The sequence below is a fragment of the Romboutsia sp. D33t1_170424_H2 genome (genome assembly GCF_015669105.1).
In the GTDB taxonomy this organism is placed as follows: domain Bacteria; phylum Bacillota; class Clostridia; order Peptostreptococcales; family Peptostreptococcaceae; genus Romboutsia_C; species Romboutsia_C hominis.
In genome coordinates, this window is the sequence record NZ_JADOZQ010000006.1 from 138,058 (window position 1) to 164,162 (window position 26,105).

At 27.9% G+C, this 26,105-nt stretch carries 29 protein-coding genes; 3 read left to right on the forward strand and 26 right to left on the reverse strand.

Annotation, left to right across the window (positions count from 1 at the left end):
* Nucleotides 1-79 precede the first annotated feature (79 nt).
* The 8 genes from I4U66_RS09100 to I4U66_RS09135 form a co-directional block, all read right to left on the reverse strand.
* A complete protein-coding gene (locus I4U66_RS09100; RefSeq protein WP_092923432.1) occupies nt 80-631 on the reverse strand; it encodes an ArsR/SmtB family transcription factor in 552 nt (183 codons plus the stop codon).
* 82 nt (nt 632-713) lie between these two features.
* Nucleotides 714-1,631 carry a glutaminase A gene (gene glsA, locus I4U66_RS09105; protein WP_166506030.1) on the reverse strand — a complete coding sequence of 306 codons (918 nt, stop codon included), beginning with the start codon at nt 1,629-1,631 and terminating at the stop codon, nt 714-716.
* A gap of 95 nt (nt 1,632-1,726) precedes the next feature.
* Complete coding sequence (locus tag I4U66_RS09110; protein ID WP_092923426.1) at nt 1,727-3,394, reverse strand: nucleoside kinase; 1,668 nt, start codon at nt 3,392-3,394, stop codon at nt 1,727-1,729.
* Between the two features lie 36 nt (nt 3,395-3,430).
* Nucleotides 3,431-4,192, reverse strand: a complete 762-nt coding sequence (locus I4U66_RS09115; protein WP_092923424.1) for a sugar phosphate isomerase/epimerase family protein — start codon at nt 4,190-4,192, stop codon at nt 3,431-3,433.
* A 9-nt stretch (nt 4,193-4,201) separates the two neighbouring features.
* Nucleotides 4,202-4,735, reverse strand: a complete 534-nt coding sequence (gene lepB, locus I4U66_RS09120; protein ID WP_092923421.1) for a signal peptidase I — start codon at nt 4,733-4,735, stop codon at nt 4,202-4,204.
* A 31-nt stretch (nt 4,736-4,766) separates the two neighbouring features.
* On the reverse strand, nt 4,767-5,567 hold the full coding sequence (locus I4U66_RS09125; protein ID WP_092923418.1) for a hypothetical protein: 801 nt from the start codon (nt 5,565-5,567) through the stop codon (nt 4,767-4,769).
* A gap of 220 nt (nt 5,568-5,787) precedes the next feature.
* On the reverse strand, nt 5,788-7,086 hold the full coding sequence (locus tag I4U66_RS09130) for an RsmF rRNA methyltransferase first C-terminal domain-containing protein (RefSeq protein WP_166506031.1): 1,299 nt from the start codon (nt 7,084-7,086) through the stop codon (nt 5,788-5,790).
* Complete coding sequence (locus tag I4U66_RS09135) at nt 7,083-7,808, reverse strand: PrsW family intramembrane metalloprotease (protein WP_166506032.1); 726 nt, start codon at nt 7,806-7,808, stop codon at nt 7,083-7,085. The genes I4U66_RS09130 and I4U66_RS09135 overlap by 4 nt, the downstream gene beginning before the upstream one ends.
* 113 nt (nt 7,809-7,921) lie before the next feature.
* Here I4U66_RS09135 and sleC point away from each other — a divergent pair, with 113 nt between their 5' ends.
* Nucleotides 7,922-9,196 (forward strand): spore cortex-lytic germination protein SleC, encoded by a 1,275-nt coding sequence (gene sleC / locus I4U66_RS09140; protein ID WP_092923409.1) that lies wholly within the window; start codon nt 7,922-7,924, stop codon nt 9,194-9,196.
* 88 nt (nt 9,197-9,284) lie between these two features.
* On the opposite strand, the gene I4U66_RS09145 is transcribed toward sleC, so the two are convergent.
* The 11 genes from I4U66_RS09145 to I4U66_RS09195 all read right to left on the reverse strand — a co-directional run bounded on the left by I4U66_RS09145 (nt 9,285) and on the right by I4U66_RS09195 (nt 19,167).
* Nucleotides 9,285-10,655, reverse strand: coding sequence for a DUF3298 and DUF4163 domain-containing protein (locus tag I4U66_RS09145; protein WP_195581619.1), 1,371 nt, complete (start codon nt 10,653-10,655; stop codon nt 9,285-9,287).
* A 62-nt stretch (nt 10,656-10,717) separates the two neighbouring features.
* Nucleotides 10,718-11,374 carry a hypothetical protein gene (locus I4U66_RS09150; protein WP_092923403.1) on the reverse strand — a complete coding sequence of 219 codons (657 nt, stop codon included), beginning with the start codon at nt 11,372-11,374 and terminating at the stop codon, nt 10,718-10,720.
* Between the two features lie 233 nt (nt 11,375-11,607).
* Nucleotides 11,608-11,925, reverse strand: coding sequence for a PTS lactose/cellobiose transporter subunit IIA (locus tag I4U66_RS09155; protein ID WP_092923400.1), 318 nt, complete (start codon nt 11,923-11,925; stop codon nt 11,608-11,610).
* A 13-nt stretch (nt 11,926-11,938) separates the two neighbouring features.
* Nucleotides 11,939-12,664 carry a chitin disaccharide deacetylase gene (gene chbG, locus I4U66_RS09160; protein ID WP_166506034.1) on the reverse strand — a complete coding sequence of 242 codons (726 nt, stop codon included), beginning with the start codon at nt 12,662-12,664 and terminating at the stop codon, nt 11,939-11,941.
* A 9-nt stretch (nt 12,665-12,673) separates the two neighbouring features.
* Nucleotides 12,674-13,984, reverse strand: a complete 1,311-nt coding sequence (locus I4U66_RS09165) for a 6-phospho-beta-glucosidase (protein ID WP_166506035.1) — start codon at nt 13,982-13,984, stop codon at nt 12,674-12,676.
* 33 nt (nt 13,985-14,017) lie between these two features.
* Complete coding sequence (locus I4U66_RS09170) at nt 14,018-15,334, reverse strand: PTS sugar transporter subunit IIC (protein ID WP_195581618.1); 1,317 nt, start codon at nt 15,332-15,334, stop codon at nt 14,018-14,020.
* A gap of 22 nt (nt 15,335-15,356) precedes the next feature.
* On the reverse strand, nt 15,357-15,668 hold the full coding sequence (locus I4U66_RS09175; protein WP_166506037.1) for a PTS sugar transporter subunit IIB: 312 nt from the start codon (nt 15,666-15,668) through the stop codon (nt 15,357-15,359).
* Between the two features lie 109 nt (nt 15,669-15,777).
* Nucleotides 15,778-16,482 carry a GntR family transcriptional regulator gene (locus I4U66_RS09180; protein WP_092923388.1) on the reverse strand — a complete coding sequence of 235 codons (705 nt, stop codon included), beginning with the start codon at nt 16,480-16,482 and terminating at the stop codon, nt 15,778-15,780.
* Between the two features lie 255 nt (nt 16,483-16,737).
* A complete protein-coding gene (gene rlmD, locus I4U66_RS09185; RefSeq protein WP_166506038.1) occupies nt 16,738-18,093 on the reverse strand; it encodes a 23S rRNA (uracil(1939)-C(5))-methyltransferase RlmD in 1,356 nt (451 codons plus the stop codon).
* A gap of 22 nt (nt 18,094-18,115) precedes the next feature.
* The gene (locus I4U66_RS09190; protein WP_092923382.1) at nt 18,116-18,838 is read right to left on the reverse strand and encodes a pseudouridine synthase; all 723 of its coding nucleotides are present in this window, start codon (nt 18,836-18,838) and stop codon (nt 18,116-18,118) included.
* On the reverse strand, nt 18,838-19,167 hold the full coding sequence (locus tag I4U66_RS09195) for a DUF1904 domain-containing protein (RefSeq protein ID WP_092923379.1): 330 nt from the start codon (nt 19,165-19,167) through the stop codon (nt 18,838-18,840). Before I4U66_RS09195 ends, I4U66_RS09190 begins: the two co-directional genes overlap by 1 nt.
* 174 nt (nt 19,168-19,341) lie before the next feature.
* Here I4U66_RS09195 and fba point away from each other — a divergent pair, with 174 nt between their 5' ends.
* On the forward strand, nt 19,342-20,205 hold the full coding sequence (gene fba, locus I4U66_RS09200) for a class II fructose-1,6-bisphosphate aldolase (RefSeq protein ID WP_092923376.1): 864 nt from the start codon (nt 19,342-19,344) through the stop codon (nt 20,203-20,205).
* An 89-nt stretch (nt 20,206-20,294) separates the two neighbouring features.
* Here fba and I4U66_RS09205 read toward each other — a convergent pair whose 3' ends face one another.
* The 7 genes from I4U66_RS09205 to I4U66_RS09235 form a co-directional block, all read right to left on the reverse strand.
* Nucleotides 20,295-20,780: a hypothetical protein gene (locus tag I4U66_RS09205; RefSeq protein ID WP_092923374.1), complete on the reverse strand. Its 486-nt coding sequence runs from the start codon at nt 20,778-20,780 to the stop codon at nt 20,295-20,297.
* Nucleotides 20,781-20,811: 31 nt separating this feature from the next.
* Entirely contained in the window at nt 20,812-21,375 is a 564-nt protein-coding gene (locus I4U66_RS09210; RefSeq protein ID WP_092923372.1) for a 5' nucleotidase, NT5C type, read from the reverse strand.
* 112 nt (nt 21,376-21,487) lie between these two features.
* Nucleotides 21,488-22,291: a hypothetical protein gene (locus I4U66_RS09215; protein WP_092923371.1), complete on the reverse strand. Its 804-nt coding sequence runs from the start codon at nt 22,289-22,291 to the stop codon at nt 21,488-21,490.
* 92 nt (nt 22,292-22,383) lie between these two features.
* On the reverse strand, nt 22,384-23,076 hold the full coding sequence (locus I4U66_RS09220) for a metallophosphoesterase (RefSeq protein WP_092923369.1): 693 nt from the start codon (nt 23,074-23,076) through the stop codon (nt 22,384-22,386).
* A 121-nt stretch (nt 23,077-23,197) separates the two neighbouring features.
* A complete protein-coding gene (locus I4U66_RS09225) occupies nt 23,198-23,998 on the reverse strand; it encodes a GTP pyrophosphokinase (protein ID WP_092923368.1) in 801 nt (266 codons plus the stop codon).
* Nucleotides 23,999-24,055: 57 nt separating this feature from the next.
* Nucleotides 24,056-24,967 carry an MBL fold metallo-hydrolase gene (locus I4U66_RS09230; RefSeq protein WP_195928781.1) on the reverse strand — a complete coding sequence of 304 codons (912 nt, stop codon included), beginning with the start codon at nt 24,965-24,967 and terminating at the stop codon, nt 24,056-24,058.
* Between the two features lie 12 nt (nt 24,968-24,979).
* On the reverse strand, nt 24,980-25,708 hold the full coding sequence (locus I4U66_RS09235; RefSeq protein WP_092923362.1) for a YkgJ family cysteine cluster protein: 729 nt from the start codon (nt 25,706-25,708) through the stop codon (nt 24,980-24,982).
* A gap of 143 nt (nt 25,709-25,851) precedes the next feature.
* Between I4U66_RS09235 and I4U66_RS09240 the strand changes: the two genes are divergently transcribed.
* A complete protein-coding gene (locus I4U66_RS09240; RefSeq protein ID WP_092923359.1) occupies nt 25,852-26,103 on the forward strand; it encodes a hypothetical protein in 252 nt (83 codons plus the stop codon).
* The last annotated feature ends 2 nt before the right edge of the window (nt 26,104-26,105 follow it).

A 26,105-nucleotide genomic window follows, 5' to 3' on the forward strand; every position in this document is an offset into this window, starting at 1 on the left:
ATGTCTTTTATCATATTTTGATTTATTTTATATTTTAATTATACCCAAAAAAATAAGTATCAACAAAGGTCGATACTTATTATATGCTAATCGCTTCTTCTACTGGTATTGCCAATACTGATATGTTATATCCTATTTCATTTTCATCAGTATTTCTAGAATCTACGATTTCTTGTATTTTTATCTTAATTGCATTATTTAACTCTATAAGTTCACTTTCCGTAAGTGATATATTTTGATATTCAACTATACTTTCATCAAGCAACCTATTTCCCTCTGCTGCACTATAAAATAATTCGCTCATGTTTTCAAACTTAGATATACTAAGTTGTTCTTCATCTGTTAGTGAGAAGTTAAGAATCTTTTGCCCAATAACTATATTTTTTGCACTCGGGTAATAGTACTTCTCTACTATTCCAGATTTTATCTTTTCTTCTACTAACTCCAAAATTCCTACCTTATAAAGAGTTTTTATATGATAGTTAATTTTTGCATGAGGCTCATCTAATAATTGTGATAATTGCTTTGCTGATAGTGGTGATTTATCAAATGTTTTTAAAATGTCTATTCTTCTAGGATGTGCAATTGCTTTTATACATTCTAAGTCCCTAAGCACTAGTACTTCCTTCATTCCCCCACCCCTATAAAAAAATTGTTTTATTTATAAGATAATTATATATTAAGGACTTGTAGTTGTCAAAAAATTCTATAATTTAAAATATGTTAAGTTCTAACTTTTGAGATAATTCTTCTAGTATCTTTATACCAGCTATACTATTTCCCTTTTTATCTAGAGCTGGTCCGTATACTCCAATACCCATAGTATTTGGAACAGATGCTAGTATTCCTCCACCAACTCCTGATTTTGCAGGTATTCCAACTTTTATAGCAAACTCTCCTGATGCGTCATACATTCCACATGTAACCATAAATGTCTTAACTATCCTTGATACTTTTTCATCTATTATTCTTTCACCAGTTTCTATGTCTACACCATAAGATGCAAGATTAACTCCTATTCGTGCTAAATCTAATGTGTCAACTTCTATCGAACATTGTTTAAAGTATAAATCTAATAATTCTTCTACATCTCCTTGTATAAACCCGTCATTTCTTAAAAGATAAGCCATAGCTCTATTTCTATCTCCGGTCATTTTCTCTGACTTATACACATCATAATTTATTCCCAAGTTATCATTTTTAGCTAATTTTCTAAAGAACTTTAACATTCTTTCTTCTTTTTCTTCTAAACTAGCACCTTTTATTAAAGATGTAGTTACTATAGCACCTGCATTTATCATTGGATTACTTGGCTTTTTAGTATCATTTGTTTCTAATTTCATTATTGAGTTAAATGGATCACCACTAGGTTCTTTACCTACTTTAGAAAAAACATATTGCCAGTCATTATCCATCAACGCCATCGCAAGAACAACTATTTTAGATACACTTTGAATCGTAAATTTAGTATCCCAATTACCAGCTTTATATATGTTGTTATCTTTATCTATTACACATATACCCAGATCATCTCTTTTGGCTTTCTTTAATTCTGGTATGTATCCTGCTACCTGTCCATAATTTGTATATTTCCTATTTGAATTTAATACTTCTTCAAGAATCTTTTCCATACTTCTCCTCCTAATTTAATTACGTTTCCAAATGTCTAATAAATATATAATACAGAAACCCCTGATATTCTGTCAACATCAGGGGTTTTATAGTATTAATCAACTATTTTACTTCCACCTACAAACTCTCTCAATATTGATGTTGGTGGTATATCTGATATGTCTGATAACTCAACAAAATATTGAAGAAACTTTAAAAGTCTATTAGCTTCTATATATGAACTATTTTCCTTATCAATTTCCTCTAGTAATGGTTTTGCGTACTTTTTCAATACTGCTAATTCATAAATACATGCAGAGTTAAATATTATATCCGCTTCCTCTTGATATGGGAATATATTTTTCTTCTCTCCACGTCTTACTGATTCCCACTGCATTATTGTCTTTTCTGCGCTATAACCTCTAAAATTATAATCTCTAACCATTCTTCTTATTAACCTTAAATCCGTTGTAGGTATTCTATTATGGTCATCTAAATTAATTTGAGTTAGGGCACTTATATAAATTTTAAATTTATCTTCATCTGGTATTGATGATGTTAGCATAGGATTTAATCCATGTATTCCTTCTAATATTATTGGCTGATTTTCTTTTATTTTTAACTTCTTTCCTTTTTCTTCTCTTATTCCTAATTTAAAATTAAACTTAGGTAAACTTATTTCCTTACCTTCTAGTAAATCTTTTAAATCTTTATTAAATCTCTCTAAATCTATTGCATATATAGACTCAAAATCATAATTTCCAAATTCATCTAGTGGAGTATGCTCTCTATTAACAAAGTAATCATCTAAAGATATTGATACAGGATTTAGATTATTGACTCTAAGATGTATTGATAATCTATGAGCAAAACTTGTTTTACCTGATGATGAAGGAGCTGCTATTAATATAACTCTCTTATTTTTTTCTTTTATAATATCTGCTATTTGAGATAATTTTTTCTCATGTAGAGCTTCTACTGTTCTTATAATTTCTCCATACTCTTTTCTTTCTATTACCTCATTAAGTGTAGTTACTTTACTTACTCCCATAAGCTTTGACCAATTCTCCGCTTCATGATATACACTCGATAACTTAGGCTGTTCTTTAAATTTAGTTGGTATATTTTTATTTTCTTCACTTGGACCTAATACTATTATTCCATTTTTATATGGTTTTAAATCAAATGTCTTTATATATCCCGTAGATGGTAACATATATCCATAGAAATGATTTATATGATTGTTACACTTATATATCTTTACATCATCATGTTCCTTGTATTTAAGAAGCTCTGCTTTCTCATACATTTTATTATCTTTAAATATTTTTATTGCTTCTTCTTTATTAGTGTCTATTCTTTCTATTTTATAATTAGACTCTATTATATCTTTCATTTTTTTGTTTATAGCTTCTACATCTTTCTCTATCAATTCTCCATCTTTATGAACTTCACAATATAATCCCTTTGATAGAGAATGTTCTATTACTACTCGACAATCTTTAAATACTTCGTTACAAGCCATTATAAATATAAATGACACAGTTCTAAAGTATACTCTTAATCCATCTTCGCTAGTTGTATCTAAAAAACTTAATTTACAGTCTTTGTTTATACTATAATTTAATTCTCTTAGTTTGTTGTCTATAACTCCTAATGTTATGTATCCTTTATAGTCTTTATCTATTTCTTTTACTATACTTTCTAGTTTTACTCCTGGAGAATCTTTTTCTATTTTATAAACTTTTTCATTTCCTTCTACATTGATAGTTATATTTTTCATAGTAATCTCCTTTCTTTTATACTTAAAAAGAGGTATTTAAACCTCTTTTTTAATCTCTTTTATATATTCTATACTTTCCTTTATATCATGATATTTTATCTCTAATATTAAGAACTCTGGTTCTAAGTCAATGATAGTTTTAACTTCTTTTTTATCTAATATACCTTTATTTATCCCTATATGTATATCTTTCTTTCCATCATTGTCACTTAAATGAACTATTCTAATCTTGTTATGTAATTTGTCTATATAATTATCCCTATTGATTAGATTATGGCCTGTATCATAACAAAACCATAATTTTTCATTTTCTACTTTATTAAATATATATTCAAAATCATATAGTTTGTTACCTACATTTGATAAATCACCATTATTAGAATAAGTATTTTCTATTGATATATTAGCTTTCGTCTTATTTATAATATCATTTAACATACTACATGATATATCTAAATATTTTTCTCTATTTTTATCTAATCTATCAGATATAACATACCCTAGGTGAAGATTGTAGTAACAAATATTTAAATGTTTTAATTTATAGTTCATTTCTTCTACAAATCTTACCCAAGATTGTCTAATAAATTCTATATTCTCACACAAGTTTAACTCCATAGGTAAATGAATACTTAAAGATACATTTAATTCTTTAAGCTTGTCTATATATTTGTATATCTCATCACACTCATATAAGTTATCTATACCAAGTTCTATATGTTTTATTTCATCTATCTCTTTGCACAAATTTATTGCTTCATCAAGATTATATAATAATGCTGATATACCAATTTTCATGTAATTCACCTATTTTACAGTTCCTATTTTATTAAATGGATATAACCTTATCATTACCTTACCCATTATATTTTTTTCATTTACTAACCCGACATCTTCATATCTACTATCTAAACTCTTCTCTCTATTATCTCCCATTGCAAATACTTCACCCTTTGGAACTGTCATATCTATATATCCATCTGTATAATTATCATGTATATATGGTTCATCTAATAACTTTCCATTTACATATACTTTGGAATTTTCTATCTTAATATGATCTCCTCCGGTTGCTATAACTCTCTTTACTAAGTCTTTAGGTTTTCCATTGTCTTGAAGTAAATTCGTATGGAATACTATTATGTCTCCCTTTTTTGGCTCTCCTATTTTATAAGCCATTCTATTAATTATTAAATAATCATTTTCCTTTAAAGTAGGATACATAGATTCTCCCTTAACTAAAGTAGGTCTTATAAATTGAGTTATTATAAATGCAAAAATAAGAGCAGTAGCTATTACCTTAATCCACTCTATTGCTTCTTTTTTTAATTTTTCACTCATCCTAATAATCTCCTCCTAAATTTTAATTTAGTTAATAATTGGTGTAACTTCCTATCATTTGTATAGCCATCTCATTTATATTATCATATTTATCCATTTTTATACCTAAGTCTAGTAATTCACATGCTTTAACTAAGTCCTGAACTACTTCCATGGGATTGCCATATAACTCTTCAATATCTTCTTTGCTAACCCCTTTAAATCCATGTCCAACTGGGCTTTCATGTCTAATCTTAATTAAATTTTCTAGTCTTTCTCCATTTAATATATCAACAACCTTTTCCATTCTTTTTGTTTTTTTAATATACCTATTTATATAGTTAGTCACCCCAGTTATTAGATTTCCATTATATATATTATACTTCTTTTTTAATGTATATAGAATATTTTTCTTTGATACCATATAACCATGCATATTTACTTTATATTTTTTATTTTCCTTAGTACTTACAAATATATATTTAAATAATGCTTCCTTTAATCTATATAACCTTCCCAAAAAATCAATATACTCTTCATTAACAATTTGTATCTTCATATTTTCTATGAGCTCTGATAATATGTCTTCAGGTTCTCCATTTTCTAGATTTTCTAGGTTAGAAACCAATCTTTTTATCTCTCTTCTACTTAACATCTCACTGCTCATCTTTTTTAAACTTATCGATGCTTTTTTAAAGTCAAAGTTTATAGCATACTTAGATGATTCCATTAATAGGTATAGATCTCCTTCGACTATACCAACTTCTTCTAATACATCAATTACCGCATCATAATCATATCTTTGTAAAAATTTATATATAACATACTCTTTACTTTTATCTAATGGATTCATATTTCCCTCCTAGTTGTACCTCTTTTTAATACACATATATTTATTATTAAACTAGAAGGTTTATATTATGTAAAAAAGCTCATATTAAATATAATATATTAAGGCTTTTTTGAATAATATATATAATAATTATATTTATCTATAAATTTAAAATAAGTGTGTCTACATATATACTATAAAAAGGTACTAAGTTATAACTTAGTACCTTTTTATAGCTACTTTAGTATTTTATTCTAAGACCTTTCGGATAGTGGTTTTTTAATACTCCATTGGATTCTTTTCCCCACCCTAGTGGTATATTTTCTACTGTTACTAATACCCATCCTCTACTTTGTCCTGTATTTATGATATTTCCTCTTAAATAATTTAATACTTCTTCATCTTGTATTGATAAATTCTCTGTATACTTAACTTGATTTGGCTTTAAATAATGAGACAATGCATGTGATGGCTCAAACCTATTTTTCTTTAGTATTCCCAAATGAAGTCCATATCTTAAAACTTTTAATTTTTTAGTTTCTGGACTTTCTTCTGGCAATAGATATAAATTTTCTCCTCTTATATCAAATTTATTTCCTATTGACTCATTTAAAAATTTCTTTTCAAATTCTCTAAAATCCTTTAATTCTGTATCTAATCTTTTAACTTTTAATTCTTTAGTTTTTATATCCTCTTCTTCATTTTTTTGTATTTTAGCTACAAAGTGACCTTCTCCTTTTATCTTGTGAGGCCATAATCTTTCCATCTCTATAAGCTTAGCATTTTCATATTCTTCTATAAACTCATTTATAACTGTTTCATTTTCTTCTTTCGCAAATGTACATGTAGAATATACTAACGTACCTCCATTTTTAAGCATCTCATATCCATCTCTTATTATTTCTCTTTGAATAGATTGACATTCTAATACTTTTGCATAGCTCCAATCACTTATAGCAACTTCATCTTTCCTAAACATTCCTTGCCCTGAACAAGGAGCATCTATTACTATTTTATCAAAGTATCCTCTAAATACCTTCTTTAGATTATTTGAGTCTGTATTTGTTATTATACAATTTTTAGCTCCAAATCTCTCTAGATTTTCTCCTAGTGCTTTTATTCTCATTGGGTTTATTTCATTTGATACTAATAATCCTGTATTATTTAGTTTTGATAGTATGTATGTTGATTTTCCTCCTGGAGCAGCACACATATCTAGAATTTTTTCACCTTCTTTAATATCCAACTTTGGCACAACACTCATAGCTGATGGTTCTTGTAAATAATATGCTCCTGCCTCATGTAGTGGATTTTTGCCGGGTCTATCTATATCTTCATCATAATAAAAGCCTTCATTTACCCAAGGTATTTGTTCTAGTTTAAATAAATTTAATTTATCTAAGTCATTTTTACTTATTTTTAATGTATTAACTCTAAGGCCGGTAGTTTTTTTATCATCATATGTTTTTATAAATTCATCATACTCATCTTTTAGTATTTCTTTCATATCACTTAAAAATCTTTCAGGTAGCTTTGTCAATTCTTATCGTCCTTCCTCGTTCTCTTTTTTCTTCTCTTAAATCTATTTTTTGAACTAATTATGTATTTATCTAATTTGTCTAAGTTTAATTTACATAAAAAAATTATATAAACCACAAACAATATAATAGACCATCTATACTCTATCATCAATATAAAATCAAAAACTCCATGTATTAAAATTGGTATTAAAACAGATAGTATTAAATATTCTCTTTTTTTAAATTTCTCTGTACTAAATTTATATTTAGATATATAGTATCCCATGGTTATTGCAAATAACATGTGAGCTGGTGTAGATATTATAGCTCTAATCAATCCAACCTCCATCACTGTGCTTTTATCTTCTTTTAAGATATATAATACATTTTCTAGTGTTGCAAATCCTAATGACAAAAACATGGAGTAAATAATTCCATCTAGTTTTTCATTAAAATATTTTTCTTTTAAAAGATTTGGAATCAATACAATTGCCTTTAATCCTTCCTCTGTCATACCTGCTACTATAAAAGATATATATATTATACTTGTATATCCTGTTAATATATCTAATTTCAATAATAAAAGCTCTACAATAAGAGCAATTATCCCCATAAATACTCCTAATAAAAAAAACTTTGCTAACCTATTTATAGGTTCTTTATCATATTTATCTTTTAGGTATATCCAAAATATATAAGCTATAGTTGGTGCTATGGCCAATGTAAATATATTTATGTTCATATAATCACTTCTTTCTTTTTTGTATAATCTATATTATTTCCATTTTCCTTAACAAAATAAGATGTTTATTCATACTATAAAATAATAAGATACTATTTTTAAGGGGTGATTGCATGCAAGATGGTTTCTTAACGGTTAGTGTTATAGATAGCAATACTAATCAACCAATAGAAAATGCTACTGTTAATATCTACTCTATTCCAGAGTCAGAGCAACGTTTAACTAAAGTTTACGAAAACTTAAAAACAGACTCTTCTGGTCAAATCACAGGTTTAACACTAGATGCTCCAGATGTAAATTATTCACTAGATCCTTCTTCACCTATAAGACCATATAGCATTTATTCTGTTGAGGTGTCTAAAGATGGTTATGAAACAGTTTTAATAGACGGTACGCAGATCTTAGCTACTGTAGAAGCTCGACAAACAGTTCCTGTTAATTTAAAAACTAGATCTAGAAATTCTTATTCCAGACAAAATGAACAAGTATTTGATATTCCAGACCATACCCTATATGGAGATTATCCGCCTAAAATCCCTGAAAGTAGTTTAAAACCTCTACCACCTCCTACTGGGTTTGTTGTTCTTGATAATCCAGTAGTTCCAGAATTTATAGTCGTTCATGATGGAATGCCTGAAGATACTTCAGCTCCTAACTATTGGATACCTTTTAAAGACTATATAAAAAACGTAGCTTCTTCTGAAATATATTCTACGTGGCCTGAACAAACTATTTATGCTAATGTAATAGCTATAGTTTCATTCACTTTAAATAGAGTATTTACTGAATGGTACAGAAATAAAGGCTATAGCTATACTATTACTTCTACTACTGCTTTTGACCATAAATTTATTAATAATAGAAACTTCTTTGATACTATTAATGTTGTAGTTGATGATATATTTAATACTTTTATAAAAAGACCACCTACCTCTAGACAGCCCCTTTTAGCTCAATATTGTGATGGTGTAAAATCTCAATGCCCAAATCAAATGACTCAATGGGGAAGTAAATACCTTGGAGATGAAGGTAAAGACTATGAAAGTATATTAAGATCATTTTATGGTGAGCAAATAATCTTTGAAAAAGCACCTATCGTAAGTGGTGTTCCTATATCTTTCCCTGGCCAAATTTTACAAGTAGGTTCTAATAATAACTATGTTAAAACTATTCAAAACCAACTTAATGCAATCTCTAATTCATACCCTCTAATACCTAAAGTTAAAGAAGATGGCATTTTTGGAGAATCTACTGCTGAGGCTGTTAAAGTATTTCAAGGAATTTTTGGCCTACCTAAAAATGGTATTGTTGATTTTAAAACATGGTACGAAATATCTAGAATATATGTAGCTGTAACTAAAATAGCTTCTTTAAATCCTACAATATAGATATAAAATATATTTCTAAATAATAAAAGCTTTACTGATTATGATCTAATTTTTATTAGATATAAATAGTAAAGCTTTTTATTATTATCTATTTTAGTATTTCTAAGTATTCTTCTTTTAACATATGACTTATTATACTATTATTTATTTTAAATTCTGGTATCCCTGCTGCAAATGGTGCAATTTTATATAAATCAAAGTAAATAACTATATTATTGTCCTCTATATAAAACTTATTGTCTTTTTCTATTGATTCAAATTGATATATACCTTCATACTCCTTATTATTTTTAACTAATTCCTCTATTTGCCTTCTAATCTCATTATTTATTACTTTTATATAATCTGAGTTTGGCTTAAATAAATCGCTTAATTTTAATATTCTTCCACTTCTCATGTCTATATTATAACTTATATCTTCATAGTCTTCATGAGCTCCTCCACTATATTGATGGTAAGTTACTTTTATACTTAATATATCATCACTATTTTTTTTAACTTCATAATCCACATTTGCAACAAATTTATCTTTTGATACATCAACATTATCAAAATAGTTTTTAGCGCTCTCATAAACTTTATTATAAAAATCCATTATATCTTTTCTAATTTTATAATTTAATTCTTTATCTATATCCTTATTTGAAGATATTATTATAGGAATATTTAATATACTATTTATATATTTATTATTTTGAGTAATTGTTTGCGTATCTACATTTGCAATTATATTTTTTGTGTTTATTGATTTTACTTTGTTATTAAAAACATCATATGGAACTTTAAATTCATATTCTCTCATCTTACCATCTTTATTTTGGTCCAATATTATTGATAATCCCCCGTCTACAATTATAAAATTAGTTTCCTTATCTATAATTACTAGATTTTTGTCTATATCTATTTTATTTTCATCTATAGTCTTATTTATATAAGATTTTATTAATTCTTTATAGTTTTCATCTTCTCCTAAAAGATTATCTATATATATTCTTTGCCCTGTCTTTAAATCAAAAACATAACTTTCTTTGTTGGTTGAAAATTTATTTTTTCCACTTTTAGTTTCTTTTACTATAACTATATTGATTACATCTTTACTTTGAAACGCTAAATTATATTCTAATAATATATTAGTTTTTTGTTTATTATTTTGTAATTCTATATCTTGCCTCTTATGATTTATATAACTATTTATATTATTTCTGATAAAAGAATTAATGTACCTTTCAGCATTTTTATTATCACAATATAATTTAGGCATTCTAACTGTTATTGATAAATTTTTACATTCTATTTTACTTCTTTCTTCAGTAACCTTTACTGTTTTTATACTATCTACTATGTTAGCTTTTACTTTACTTGATATATCTACTAACTCAGTATTATATAAAAGTATTAAAGATAGTAATGCTATACATATTAATGACATAAATACTCTTATATTTCTTTTTTTATTCATTTATAATTCCTCCAAAACATAATTGCATTACTATGTTTTGAATTTATTATATTTTTATTCTACTAAAAACTTTTTAATTTTGATTTATTTGCCATTGCTAGTATAAGCCCTAGTGCTATAGATGCAAATGCAGACACTATAACTTGATATTGTGGTTCAAATAAAAATACAATCGTATGGCAAGGTATCCAGAAAAATGGTATAGTTTTTAACACTGTGAAATCAATGTACGTATACCAGTCGATTTTATTTGTTATATCTCTAAGACTTACTCTTCCTCCATTTTTATAATGTCTTATATCTATGTACGTATCTGTACACTTATGAAATAAAAATACTGCTGGTGATTGTAATATATTCATAATCGCACTTGTCAAAAATGCATGTGCAAAAATAGACTCTTTAAAAGGAAGCTTTCCCATCTCTTGAGCAGCCTCTACACCTTTAGAGAATACTGGCAATCCTAATGTTATAACAATACCTATTACACCCCAAATAATCGCTCTAAACATAACTCCATTTGGTTGCTTCCAGTACCCATAACTTATTCTCATACCTAGTAACTCTCCCATTGTAGCTAAGACCGCAAATTTAATAAATCCACTTACATATGGATACTCTCCTGTTACAGTAATGAATAAATCCCTACTAACTGGTATAACTAATATAAGTATCCAGATAAGAAGAATTCCTCCCCATATAAAATCCCCTTTTTTCATTAATGTCCCCCCTTGATATACTTTACATTTACTTAGTATATTTTCTTCATTAAGTATTAATACTCCTCTAATTTACACAATTTGCTATATCATAATTTGACTATATTAATACAACTTAATATATATTTAAAAATATATGACAAACTATCTTAAAGAATATAATCAATATACTTTTTATAAAATACAAAAGAGTATTGAATTTAATTCAATACTCTTTTGTATAAAAAAATATTTTACTTACTTTCTAATTTTTCGTATAAATCTATAAACTCTTCTGCTAACTGCTGAAAATTCATGGCATTCATCAAATGATCTTGTGCATGAACTAATAAAACACTCACTTCTGTTTTGCTTCCATTAGCCTCACCTTGTATAAGCTCTGTTTGGAATCTATGAGCTTTAGTTATTACTTCCTTAGAATTTTTCATAGTTTCTCTTGCTGCTTCTATATTCCCCTTTTTAGCTTGGGCTATTGCTTCAAAAGCTAATCCTTTTGCGTCCCCTGCATATCCTATTATGCCAAATGATATTTCAAATATTTTTTCATCCATTTAAAAAAACCTCCTAAATGTCCCTGTAACTACTCAATTCAAAGTTATCATTTAAATACTTTTTAACTTCCTCTGATGTCAATATCTCATGCTCTTTTGTTCTTTGCATTGCATAAGATGTAGAGTTTAAAATATATGCATCTAAGTATGCTGGATGAGTCATTATATCTAAAGCGTCATATTCTTTTAAAGTATTTATATTCTTCTTAAAGTAATCAATTTCCACATTATCACTATAAAAAGTATCTAACATAGGTACTACTTTTGAATATTCTAGATTATATTCAAATCCACCTCTTATTGGTAACTTATACTTTTCTATTATCCTTTCAATAACTGGCTGTAGTTTCTTTAAAGTATGAACATGGTGATGACTATCAAGATGAGAAATTTCAGTGTATTTCTTTACTTTTTCTATTTGAGCACAAAGTTCTTCATAAATTTCATCTAAGTTCATCTTATCTATTACATCATTAGTGATTCGCCTAAAAAATCTTCCATTTTCGTCTACTAGGCTTTCCAAATTAGGAAGTACTGGTCTATTACAACTAATAGTCATATGGACTCCACATGCCAAACCTGGATTTTCCTTTAAAAGTTTCATAGCATGCTCAAATCCTGGCATATTAGCCATAACTGTTGTAGATTTTACTACTCCTTCTTTATACGCTGATATTATCCCGTAATTTACAGCTTTACAATATCCAAAATCATCTGCATTTACTATAAGTTTAGTCATAAATTTCACCTACTTATTAAATTGAGGTAAGTACTCTTTATGAGCCTCTAACATCTCATCTAATATAGTTTTTGCTAAATCATCTGAAGGTATTAATGGGTTGATACAAAGTGCTAATAATGCACTTTCGTAATCTCCATATACGGCTGCTTTGGCTGCCAATATTTCAAAAGATTTTATATCACTTACTAAACCATCAGTACACTGCGGAAGATATCCCATTGATAAAGGTTTTGGTCCTTCGCTAGTTATTACACTACTAACTTCAACAGCTTGATCATCTCTAAAGTTTCTTATGGCTCCATTATTTAATGTATTAACTACTTGTATATCCCTTTTATCATTGTATATAGAACTTATTAAGTTACAAGCTGCATCACTATAATATGCTCCTCCCCTTTTCTCAAGTTGAGGTGGTTTTATGTCTAAACTTTCATCTTTATAAAGTTCAAATAGTTGCCCTTCTAATTCTTTAACAACTTGACCTCTTGCTTTACCTTTTTTAAATTCTTCTAATTCTTCATCTAGCATTTCTTTAGTTTTATAATAATATCTATGGTATGGACAAGGTATAGCACCTAAAGCTTTAACAAACTCTGGATTAAAATCTATTGCCTTTATATTTTCCATACTTATTTTAGAACTTACAAACTTATCTATTGCTTCCTTTGTGACATCTTTGCCATCCAAAATAACATTAAGCCCATATACCATATGATTAAGTCCAGCAAAATCCATATATATTCTATCACTTTCTACTTCAAATAACTTTGCAACTCCATTTCTAACACCTATAGGAACATTACATAATCCTACATAGTTTTTGAAGTTTGTGTATTTAAATACTGCTTCAGTTATTACACCTGTTGGATTTGTAAAATTTATTAACCATGCATTTGGACACAACTCTTCTATATCTTTTATTATATCTAGTATAACTGGTACAGTGCGAAGGGCTTTAAACAGCCCTCCTGCACCATTAGTTTCTTGACCTATTACTCCATGTGATAAAGGAATACTTTCATCTTTTATTCTAGCATCTAATAATCCAACTCTTAATTGAGTTGTTACAAAATCTGCACCTTTTAAAGCTTCTCTTCTATCTAATGTAAGGTTAATTTTAATATCTAATCCAGATTTTTTAATCATTCTCTTGGCAAGATTACCTACTATTTCTAATTTTTCTTTCCCTGCTTCTATATCTACAAGCCATAGTTCTTTAACTGGTAGCTCACTATATCTTTTTATAAATCCTTCTATTAATTCGGGGGTATAACTTGATCCTCCCCCTATTGTAACTATCTTAAGACCTTTTTTCATAATCTTCTACCACCCAATCTCTATGATTATTAACTAACCTTGTTGTTTAGCTAATCTTTTTTTTGCCATTCTTTCATCTGCAACTACAAATGGTAAATATATAACAACAGATATTATTAAGTTAACTGCTGCTAATGCTCCACCAGTCCAATGCCCTGTAGCCATTATTCCACTAAATATTGGAGGAGTTATCCAAGGAATTTTTGCCATTAAAACTGGTGCTACTATCCCACTGGATATAGCTAAGTATGAAGTTATTGTACATAATACTGGCGCTAGTACAAATGGAATCATGTATATTGGATTTAATACTATTGGCATACCAAATATCATAGGCTCACTTATATTGAAACATGCTGGTGGTCCACCTAAAGCTATCATTTCTTTACGTCTTCTACCTGCTATTATTAATGCTATTATTAATCCAAGTATCATCCCTGAACCACCTAAGTATACAAATGCATCTAAAAATGCTCCTGCAAATACATGGTAACCTTCTGTTGCTCCTGCTGATGCTAACTCAGCATTTTTACCACCTAATTCCATTAATATTGGCTCTACTGCAGGAAGTGCTATGTTTGCACCATGTAATCCAAATATCCATAAAACATGGATAAACAATACTGTAAACACAGCCCCTCCTAAAGAGTCAGCCATACCAGTTAAAGGTTTCGATAAATATGTTGATAATAAATCATTTATAAATAATCCGTTTGATAAAAGTTTTACTATTATACCTATTATACCTACTATAAATAACGCTATTACTCCTGGTAATAATTTTGCAAATGATCTAGAAACTGCTGGTGGTACACCATCTGGCATTTTTATAGTTAACCAAGTTACTTTAGATAATCTTACATAAATTTCTGTTGTTACTAGTGCTACTACCATAGCAGTAAATAGTGCATTAGTTGACACATAACCCCAAGGTATAAACCCCCACCCTGAAACTGCCTCTCCTGCCTCAGTTACTATGTCTGCAGTTTGAGGAGATAACACTAAAAATCCACATAATGCTAGAAGTCCTGCTTGTAAACCATTTGCTTCATATGATTTTGCTAAAGAATAGGCTACTGACACAGCTAAAAATAATGACATCATTGCAAGTGATCCCCACCATAAATCGCCTCCAAGTGCAGATATTTGTTGACCAACTGTAGTGTTAGCTAACATATCTTGGTAAGGTTTTAATGGTAAGTTTTTTATAAGTGATCCAAATGCCCCAACCATAGTTACTGGTATCATAGCAATGAAACCATCTCTTATTGCTACTAAGTGTCTTTGTGAGCCAACCTTAGATGCTATTGGAACTAAATGTCTTTCCATAAAGTTCATTAATGCTTCCATTTTGATTATCCCCCTTTTTAATTTACTTTGAATTATATAACTCCATTGCTCTATCTAATACAGCTTTACCATTACATGTTCCATAGTGCATCATATTTATAACCTCTACTGGTACATTGTATGGCTTAGCCATCTCTGTCGCTTTACCTAATATATATCTAACTTGCGGTCCTAATAATAAAACGTCACAATTTCCTATTTCCCTATCTAAGTTAACTTCTGATATAGCCCATATTTCTACCTCTATATCTTTTTCCTTCGCTGCAGCCTCCATTTTTGTAACTAGTAAACTAGTTGACATCCCCGCTGAACAAGCTAACATTATTTTTACCATTTTTTGTACCTCCCCAAAATATATTTTATTAAAATTTAAATGTCTATACATTTATTATATATTAAATGTATAGACATTTCAAGAAAACATTTTCACACTATATGTATTTTTATTTAGATATAGCGTTAACGGTTAAAGTATAACCATAATGGTATGTATGAGAGTATTCAAATGCTTCACCGTTATCAAGTCTGCAAACTTGCTTTATATATAATAACGGTTCTTTTCTATCCAATTTTAGATTTTCTTCTAACTCATCATTAGATATGACAGCCTCTACTTCTCTTTCTGATATAGCTATCTTACGTCCGCTAACTTCTTCAACATATTCATATAAAGAACCCTTGCAGTGAGTTTCATTTATATTTGGAAATAGTTTATCTGGCATATATGTAATCATATACGATAATCTCTTATCATTTGCTAGTCTAACTCTCTTTATCTCCCAAACATAATCACCTTCACTTATATTTAGCTTTTCAGAAATTTCATCATCTGATTCTATTTTTTCTAAACTAACTAATATACTTGATACTTTATATCCTTTGCTATTCATCTCTTTTGTAAAACCACTTATAGAAGATATATTGTCATATACCTTACTTCCTAAAACTATACTTCCTATACCCCTCCTCCTTGCTATATATCCTTCTTTAACTAGATTATTAAGTGCTGATCTAACAGTCATTCTTGTTACATTAAATTCTTCGCATAATTGATGTTCTGATGGTATTAAATCTCCTTGATTTAATTTTCCTGAATTAATTAATTCTTTTACATAGTTCTCTATTATTTTATATATAGGTTGACCCATAACTTTCCTCCCTCGGCTTTAGACATGAACTTATTGCCTATTTAATTGTATATACATTTAATAATATATTAATTTGTAACTTTTATAAACTCTTTTGATATAATTTTTATAATAACACTCCTTTATTATATCTTTTATATAGTCTTTGGTTAATATTTCAAATCAAATTATTCAAAGTATACAAAGTTTTTAATTGCTTTACACTTAAAATAAGACCACCTAAATTTATAGGTAGTCTTATTGATATAATCTATATTAAGCTTTTTTTAACTTAACAACAGTTTCAACATGAGGTGTATTTGGGAACATATCCATACATTTAACTAATTCTACTTCGTATCCATAGTTTTTAAATTCAACTAAATCTAATACTAATGTCTTTGGATTACAAGATATATATATTATTTCCTTAGAATCAAATCCACATATATCTCTTATAGCATCTTTGTGTACACCTGGTCTTGGTGGGTCAACTATTATTAAATCTGGCTTTTCTTTTAATTTGTTTACTGTTTTAGCAACATCTCCTGCTATAAATTCACAGTTTGTTAAACCGTTTAATTTTGCATTTTGATTAGCAGCTGCTACAGCTTCTTCTATTATTTCTATACCATAAACTTTCTTAGCAGATCCTGCCATAACTTGTCCTATAGTACCAGTTCCACTGTATAAGTCAAATACTACCTTGTCACTGTGGTCTCCAACAAACTCTCTAGCTATAGAGTAAAGCTCTTCTGCTCCTTTAGTATTTGTTTGGAAGAATGAGAATGGAGATATTTTAAATTTTAACCCTAATATTTCTTCTTGTATATAATCTCTTCCATAAAGAATTCTTAATTCATCACAATTTACTGCATCTGCTAATCCATCATTTATAGTGTGTAGTATACTTACTAATTCTGCATCTAAACCTAAATTTAAAAGCATGTTTTTATACTCAGTCATATCAAAATCTAGTTGAGAAGATGTAACTATGTTTACCATCATCTCTTTAGTATTTATACCTTTTCTAACTACAAGGTTTCTTAAGTATCCTTTGTGATTAAATGTTCTGTAATATGGTATTTGCTTTTCATTAAAGTACTCTACAGTAGCTTTTAATATATTTATGAAGTCTTGGTCTACTAAATAACATCCATCAACAGTTATTATATCTATATGTTTTCCTTTTTTGTGAAGACCTAAAGATAGTGGACCATCTTTAACCTCATCTCCAAAAGTATATTCCATTTTATTTCTGTACATTCTTTGCTCAGGACTTCCTTGTATTCCTAAGAATTTGAATCCAAATAACTCTTGTTGTAAGAATAAATCCATTACTTGTCTTTCTTTTATTTGAAGTTGTTTTTCATAAGGAACTGATAATATACTACATCCTCCACATTGATTGAAATGTTTGCATGGCTCTTCTGTTTCTAGCGGTGAGTTTTCTAGAAGTTCTAGCATTTTAACTTCAGCTTTTTTACTTCTAGCTTTTTGAACTACTGCTTTAACTTTTTGTCCAGTTATTCCGCCCTTCATATATATATCTTTTCCATCATATAAACTTACAGAAGTTCCACCGAACTCCATTTTATCTATTTCAAACTCTATTATGTCTCTTCTTTTCACTAAAACTACCTCCGCTCAATTGTTATCTTTCTTCTAATAATTTTATTTCATCTTCTGTTAATTCTCTATATTCTCCTAGCTCTAGATTTTTATCTAGCTCTAATTTTCCCATAGACAGTCTTTTTAAGTATACTACTTTTTTACCTACACTCTCAAACATTCTTTTAACTTGGTGGAATTTTCCTTCATGTATAGTAAGTTCTATTTCTGATATTTCATCACTCTTTAATATTTTAAGTTGTGACGGCATAGTTTCATATCCATCATCAAGCGTAACTCCTTTTGAGAAAGCAACTACATCCTCTTTTGTTACAATTCCTTCTATTTTAGCATAGTAAGTTTTTGGTACATGCTTTTTTGGTGATAATACCCTATGTGCAAGTTGTCCATCATTTGTTAATACCAATAGCCCTTCTGTATCTTTGTCTAACCTACCTACTGGAAATGGTTCAAAAACATAGTATGATGAATCTATTAAGTCTAATACTATTGGGTCATGCTTATCAAAAGTCGCCGATATATATCCATCTGGTTTATTTAACATTATGTACACAAATTCTCTATAGTTTACTTCTTCTCCATTAAAAAGTATTTTATCATTTTCTGGGTCAACTTGAATCCCTGGATTATTTATATTTTTTCCATTTACAGATATCATACCTTGCTTACAGTATTTTTTTATTTCCGCTCTACTACCATATCCTATATTAGAAAGTATTTTATCTATACGTAATTTTTTAGCCATTAAAAATGTTCTCCATTTTCATAGTATTTTTCCTTTTCAAAAACAGTAAATGCTAAATCCATACTTTCTACTTTTAATCCATCCCTTATACTATCTGTTATTATTTTAGCTACTGTGTCTTGGACTTCTTGTCCTCTATCAAACCAAGCTACTTCCACAAATGGATATACATCTGCTATTTTTCCGTCTCTTATTGCTACAGATTTTATACATTCTATTTCAAAATAATCTCTAGGACATTTTACTGCTTCCACTAATTTATCTATCATATTTTCACTTATTTTACATATATCATTTTCATTTATACCTCTTACTTTTATTTGTGGCATATATAATTCCTCTCTTTTCTTAAAATTTATTTAGTTATAGATATTATTATACTTTTAATTACTAGTTATTACAATTTACTATGTACTTTTTTTGTATTAGGGTTATAATATTAATTGATGGGTAAATTTTATATTTGATTATTTTTAATAATTAATTGTATGGAGGGTTTATATATGTTAGTTTCAGCTAAAGACATGTTACAAAAAGCTAGAGAAGGAAAATACGCAGTAGGTCAATTCAACATAAATAACTTAGAATGGACTAAGGCAATATTATTAACTGCTCAGGAAAACAATTCTCCAGTTATATTAGGAGTATCTGAAGGTGCTGCTAAATATATGTGTGGTTTTAAAACTATAGTCAATATGGTTGAAGGAATGATGGAAGAATTAAACATAACTGTTCCAGTTGCTGTTCATTTAGACCACGGAAGCTACGATGGAGCTAAAAAAGCTATGGAAGCTGGTTTCTCTTCAATAATGTTTGATGGTTCTCACTATCCAATCGAAGAAAATATAGCTAAAACTAAAGAAATGGTTGAATTAGCTCATGCTAAAGGTCTTTCTTTAGAAGCAGAAGTTGGTTCTATAGGTGGAGAAGAAGACGGTGTTGTTGGTGCTGGTGAAGTTGCAGATCCAGCTGAATGTAAATTAATAGCAGATTTAGGAATAGATATGCTAGCTGCTGGTATAGGTAATATACATGGTAAATATCCAGAAAATTGGGCTGGATTAAACTTTGATGCTTTAGCTGCTATAAATAATGCTACAGGAAACATGCCATTAGTATTACACGGAGGAACTGGTATACCTGCTGAAATGATACAAAAAGCTATATCATTAGGTGTTTCTAAAATAAACGTTAATACTGAGTGTCAATTAGCATTTGCTGATGCTACTCGTAAGTATATAGAAGCTGGTAAAGACTTAGAAGGTAAAGGATTTGACCCTCGTAAGCTTTTAGCTCCAGGGTTTGAATCTATAAAAACTACTGTTAAAGAAAAAATGGAATTATTCGGATCAATAAATAAAGCTTAATTCCTTTTAAAAATTAAATGAAAAGAGCATCTTTGTATACAGATGCTCTTTTTTATTTCTATATTAATCTTTTATATTATTTATAATCCTTAGCTATAGAATTTTGATGCTCCTACTAACTGTCTTTTTCCTACTATTTTAGATAGGTTAGCTAATGATGCTATTTTTATATCCTTGAAGCTAACTAAAAATACAAATTTAAAATCTGTAAAAGATTCATCTATATTATAAATATCAAAGAAACATCTTACATTATCAAATAAATATTTATCCTGAAGTTCTTCTTCAATTTCATCTGTAGCATCTTTTAAATATGCTCTTACATCTTCAAATAATACTTGGAAATAGCTTTCGTCTAAGTCTTCTCCTATTTCATCTAGTACATCTTCTATATCTTGCATATTAAATACATCTTGAGACAGTTTGCAGTCAAATGCCATTATACCATCTTGATTAATTGTATTTGATATATCTCTTGTATATTCTATATCTGGTCTTATTTTGATGATTTCTTTAACATCATTGCTATTTATGCTTATATTGCCTTTTCGATTTTCTACTTTTAATTCGACCATAAGACCACCTCCCCCTATAGTATTGCTATGTTTACTTGTACAATTCTATGAATTTATCTATGTCTTTCCAAGTGTCTACTCTTGTTATATTATCATGTTCTACACCTTGATTGTAGTTGGTATTTATTAGTAGTATTTTCATACCTTCACTTGCAAGTTGCATTGCATTTGATGGATTGTCTTCTATAAATATATTGCATTCTAATTCTTTAGCTTTAGCTATTTTATCGTGACTACCTAATAAGTGAACATCTATATCAGAAAATCCTTTATCGTTTAACCATCTTGTAGTTATCTCTGTAAGACTTTTATCTCTTGCCGTTACAAAATATAAGTTGTGGCTATTAGCTAACCACTTTTCTATAACGTCCTTAGCATATTCTACTATTTCTGCTTCTTCATAAGAATGCATACAGCTACTATGGAATTTATTTAATATTTCATCCATGGTATCACCATATAATTGTTCCCAGTTATAAGTTACACATTCTTCTTCTTTTATATTTTTATTATATATCTCATTTAAGTACGGAATAAAATGATATGGACTTGTTATAGTTCCATCTATATCTATACATATATTTAATCTTCCCATACATACCTCCCTGATTAACGTTATAATCGAAAATTATATCATATGTTATATTATAAATCAAAATTTATGCATTATAGTATATTTAAAGCTTATCATAAAAGATAAGCTTTTGTTATTTTATATTTAGACTTAGCTTATCTATTCTATCCTTAAAATTTGCTATGTGCTCATCAGATAAGCTTAAATACTCTGTTATTTTTCCAATATATTTTGGATTCTTACTTTCTACTAAGTTTATAGACTCGTTCATAGCCTTTTCTCTTAGCTCATAAGCCTTTTTAACATCATCTCTTGCATTGCTTAGTATTGTAGTATATTGTTCATCTGAAAGACTAGGTATATCCATACTTTCATAAAGTTCTATAACTTCTTTACATTTTTTGCTGGCATATTTTAAGTCATTTTCTATAGTCGGTAATTTTTTTATACTCTCAGATATATTTTTTGTATAAGGAATACAATCCCTCATAGGAATTAATGCTTTTCTTTCTATATTGTAAATTTCTTTTTTGAAATCACTAATTATTTCTTTATCAGTTTTTTTAATAACTTCTACTTCTTTATCCTGATTTAATTCTACTTCTTTTGATTCTAGTGCTACTTCATTTGATTTATCTCCTTTACTTTCATACACTTCACTGTCTTGCTTATCTACTTTATAAATTTCATCAATATTCTCTTCTTTGCCTACATTATCCTTATATTCGTATGGCTCATCATTAACATAACTGTAATAATATATAGCTTCTCTGATTTTATTTAATCCACTCATATAAAGATTTGTTGCTACTATCATTGTAACTAATACAACATAAATACTACTATATATGTACGATCTTCTCAAATTTTTATAATTTCTAAATAATATTATCAAGGGGATAAGATACAAAAATAAGAATACTAATATCCATCTCATCATTAACATCTCCTTCTTTTGTATATTTAAACAAAAATCCCCCAATTTTCATATTTTAACCATATATAATAGTATTTACAATTTTAAGATTATTAATCTAATATTTTTATTAATTTAAAATCAGTGTAATCACAAGATGCTAATATATATTCAATTCCATTTCTTACACCTCTTAATCCCATTTTAAATGATTCTTTTCCGTGCAAGTGTCCATATATAACTTTTTCAACTTTATATTCTTCATATAATTTAGTGAATAACGATTCTTCAAGTTTATCATTAGTAGGAGGATAGTGAGTGATAACTATAAATTTAGTATGTCCTTTCTTCTTAGCAGCTTCTAAAGATATTCTTATCCTATTTTCTTCTCTCTTATATATTTTAGCGTCATTTTCATCAAACTTAAAATCATTCGGACATATCCATCCTCTTCCTCCACAAATAGCATAATCTTTGTATTCATAGAAATTAGTTTGTAAAAAGTTCATATTATCATACTGCTTATTTAATGCTGTTACAGTAGTCCACCAATAATCATGATTGCCTTTTATAAATATCTTTTTCCCCGGCAAATTATCTATTATATCTAAATCACTTCTTGCTTCGTCTAGATTTATTCCCCAAGAAGTATCTCCTAATACTAATACTAAATCTTCATCACTTACTTTCTCTTTCCAGTCTTCTATTAACTTTTCCTCATGACCTATCCAATTCTTTCCAAAAACATCCATAGGCTTATTTACTGATGTTGAAAAGTGTAAATCTCCTATTGCATATAAGTTCATGTCTTTTTTCCTTTCTTATGTAGCTTTTCTTATATATTCTATATTAATACCTATAGTTTAAATTTAAATTCAATTACTATACTATTATATAAAGAAAGTTATCCATGAATATGGATAACCTCTATCTAACTTTATTATTGTTATTGTAAAATTCTAATAAATTATCTACCTCACTTTGAAGATGTAATATTTCTTCTATATCTTGTTCATTATCTATTTTATCTAGCCTTCTTTGATATATAAGCGCTTTATGTGTTTCTCCTAGATTATATAATTCTTGAATCTTACTAAGTACATCTCTTACTGTAACTGATTTTACCTGGCACATAACTTGAGCTTTCATTATATCTTCTCTTATCTCGCTCATTTCTTGATCTAATAGGAATGCTGCATCAGATGCTCTTCTTAATCTAACTGCTAATTCCTCTGGTATGTAATGTTCATATTTATATTTTAAAGAATGTTCTATAGTTGCCCAAAAGTTCATAGCTAAAGTTCTTATTTGGATTTCACACAATATTTCTTTTGAACCTGCTATCGTATTTATAGGATATTTTATTATAACATGATAACTTCTGTATCCACTATCCTTAAAGTTTTTTATATAATCTTTTGCATATACTATACTCATATCACATCTATTTTGTATAAGTTCAACTACTGTATATATATCTTCTACAAACTTACACATTATTCTTATACCTGCAATATCTTCCATCTCACCCTCTATATCTTCAATTCCTAGGCGCTTTGATTTAGATATTATAGAAGCTATTTTTTTAGTCCTTCCTGTTACAAACTCTATAGGACAGTATTCTCCTTTTGCTAAGAATTCTTTTCTTATATTCTTAAACTTAACTTTTAATTCTTCTACTGCATGGTCATAAGGTGTTAGTATTTCATCCCATTTTTCAAATTCCATCGTACTCACCCTTTATCTTATTTTGAGTCTTTTTTAACATATCTATTTTAGCATAATTTATTTTTTTTTGGTACAATAAAGCAATTCTCCATCATTTAATATATAGTCTATTTCATCTAAATCAGCTAAATAGCTTATCATCGAAACTAAAGATGACTTAAAAAAATGATATTCTTTATAATTGCACTTTAAATTATTATCTATTATAATTTTTTTTAATAATTCTTCTAACGTTATTGGTACATTTAAATCTTCTCTTACTTTATTTAAGTACTTATCAATAGCATTTAAATGCATTTCTGTTATAAACTTAGAATCTTTTTTACTTATTACTTCTTTACTATGCCCTAAGACTAAATAATCAAAATCTATTTCTTTTAATTTCATTATTGAGTCTATTTCTTTCTTTATATCATACAAAAATAAGAAATCATACTTTTTAAGCATATCTAAGCCTATTAGAAGGTCTCCAGTAAATAAAACTTTATCTTTAGTTAATATTCCTATGCTTCCGTCAGTATGTCCCTTTAAATCTATTATTTCAAATTCTTCATTATTTAATAACAGACTTCCTTCTTTTGCTATTTTATCTACTTTTATTTCATCTAATGATTTATTTTTTAATTTATCCACAAAAAATCTATTATATTTACCACCCATTATATATTTGCCAAATAGATAAGGCTTTTCTATATATAATTTAGCTTCATCTGATGATAATATACAAATATCATTATAATACTCTTTAAATTGGTTACACGCTCCATAATGATCATCATGTTCATGTGTATTTATTATAAAATTTACCTTGATATTTTTTTCTTCTAACATATTTATAATTCTCTTAGGTCTTGAACCAGCTAACCCGGGATCTATTATCAAAGCTTTATTATCATCAAAAATATAAACACCAGTGTTAGTTCCACCCTTTATATAAAATGTGTTTCCTTTTATTTTTTTAAGCTCCATTTAATCACCTAATTATAATAGTATCTTTTTTAATCTTTTTAATGCTATCTCTCTTACCTCTTCATCTTTTGATAATCTTATTTTTATATTGTAAGCAGTATCATCTTTTAATAAAGCTTCTATAAAATATTCAACTATACCTCTATCTTTAAAATCTATATCTATAATACCTTTAGAATATAACTTAGAATCTAGTATCATTAGCTCATCTGCAAAACTTAATCTAGTCGATTTATCTAAATATCCATTTTGGGGTTTAAAATCCTCACAGTATTTTATTTTGTAATTAACAACTTTTTCACTTATATCAAATCCATACTTTGATTTCATAAGATCACTATATTCTCTATTCCTTTTAGTTATATTTGATAAATTTTTATTATAATCCTCTTTTTTCCAATGACCAAAAATTCTACAATTTAGTGGCCTCACTTCATATATTAAACATCTGTTATTTTCATCTTTAAATGGACACGCACTCTTTTTAGTAAATTCTAAAAAATAGTAGTCTATAATTTTACTTAAACTTGTCTTTCTTAATTCATCTTTGTCTAATAAGTAGCTATATATATTAATAAATTCAATTAAATTTATACCTACTGATTCCATACAACAATTACCACAGCCAGTACAATCTCCACTTGGTAGTGATTTGTAAGTATCATTTAACTTATCAAACAGCTCATTTTCCTTACAATAATTTATACAATTTAAAATATCATTTCTATTTATACTAGCCATTATTATTACTCCTTGTTATAATTATTAGGTTAATACAAAAACTTATTATATCACACTTTTTATTAGTGTGATACGAATTAGTTAAGTGAAGAAAAATATTTACTTAAGAAATAAATATTCAATTTAACATACAGGAGGTAATCATGACTAGATATACAAAAATAATAAACATGATGGATAGTTATTATACAAAGGATTATGAAAAACAAAAGAAAAATATAACTAAAGTTAGGGAAGTTAGAGAAGAAACAGTTAGAAAGTTCTTCTTACAAGGTGACTGTGAAGTTCTAGTTGTGCTAGAAGAAAGTGGTAGAGAAATTCTTATAGATGATTTTTCATCTGATGACGATATAAGAAAATACCTTGGACCTAAGTTTATAAACAAGAAGAGATAGAT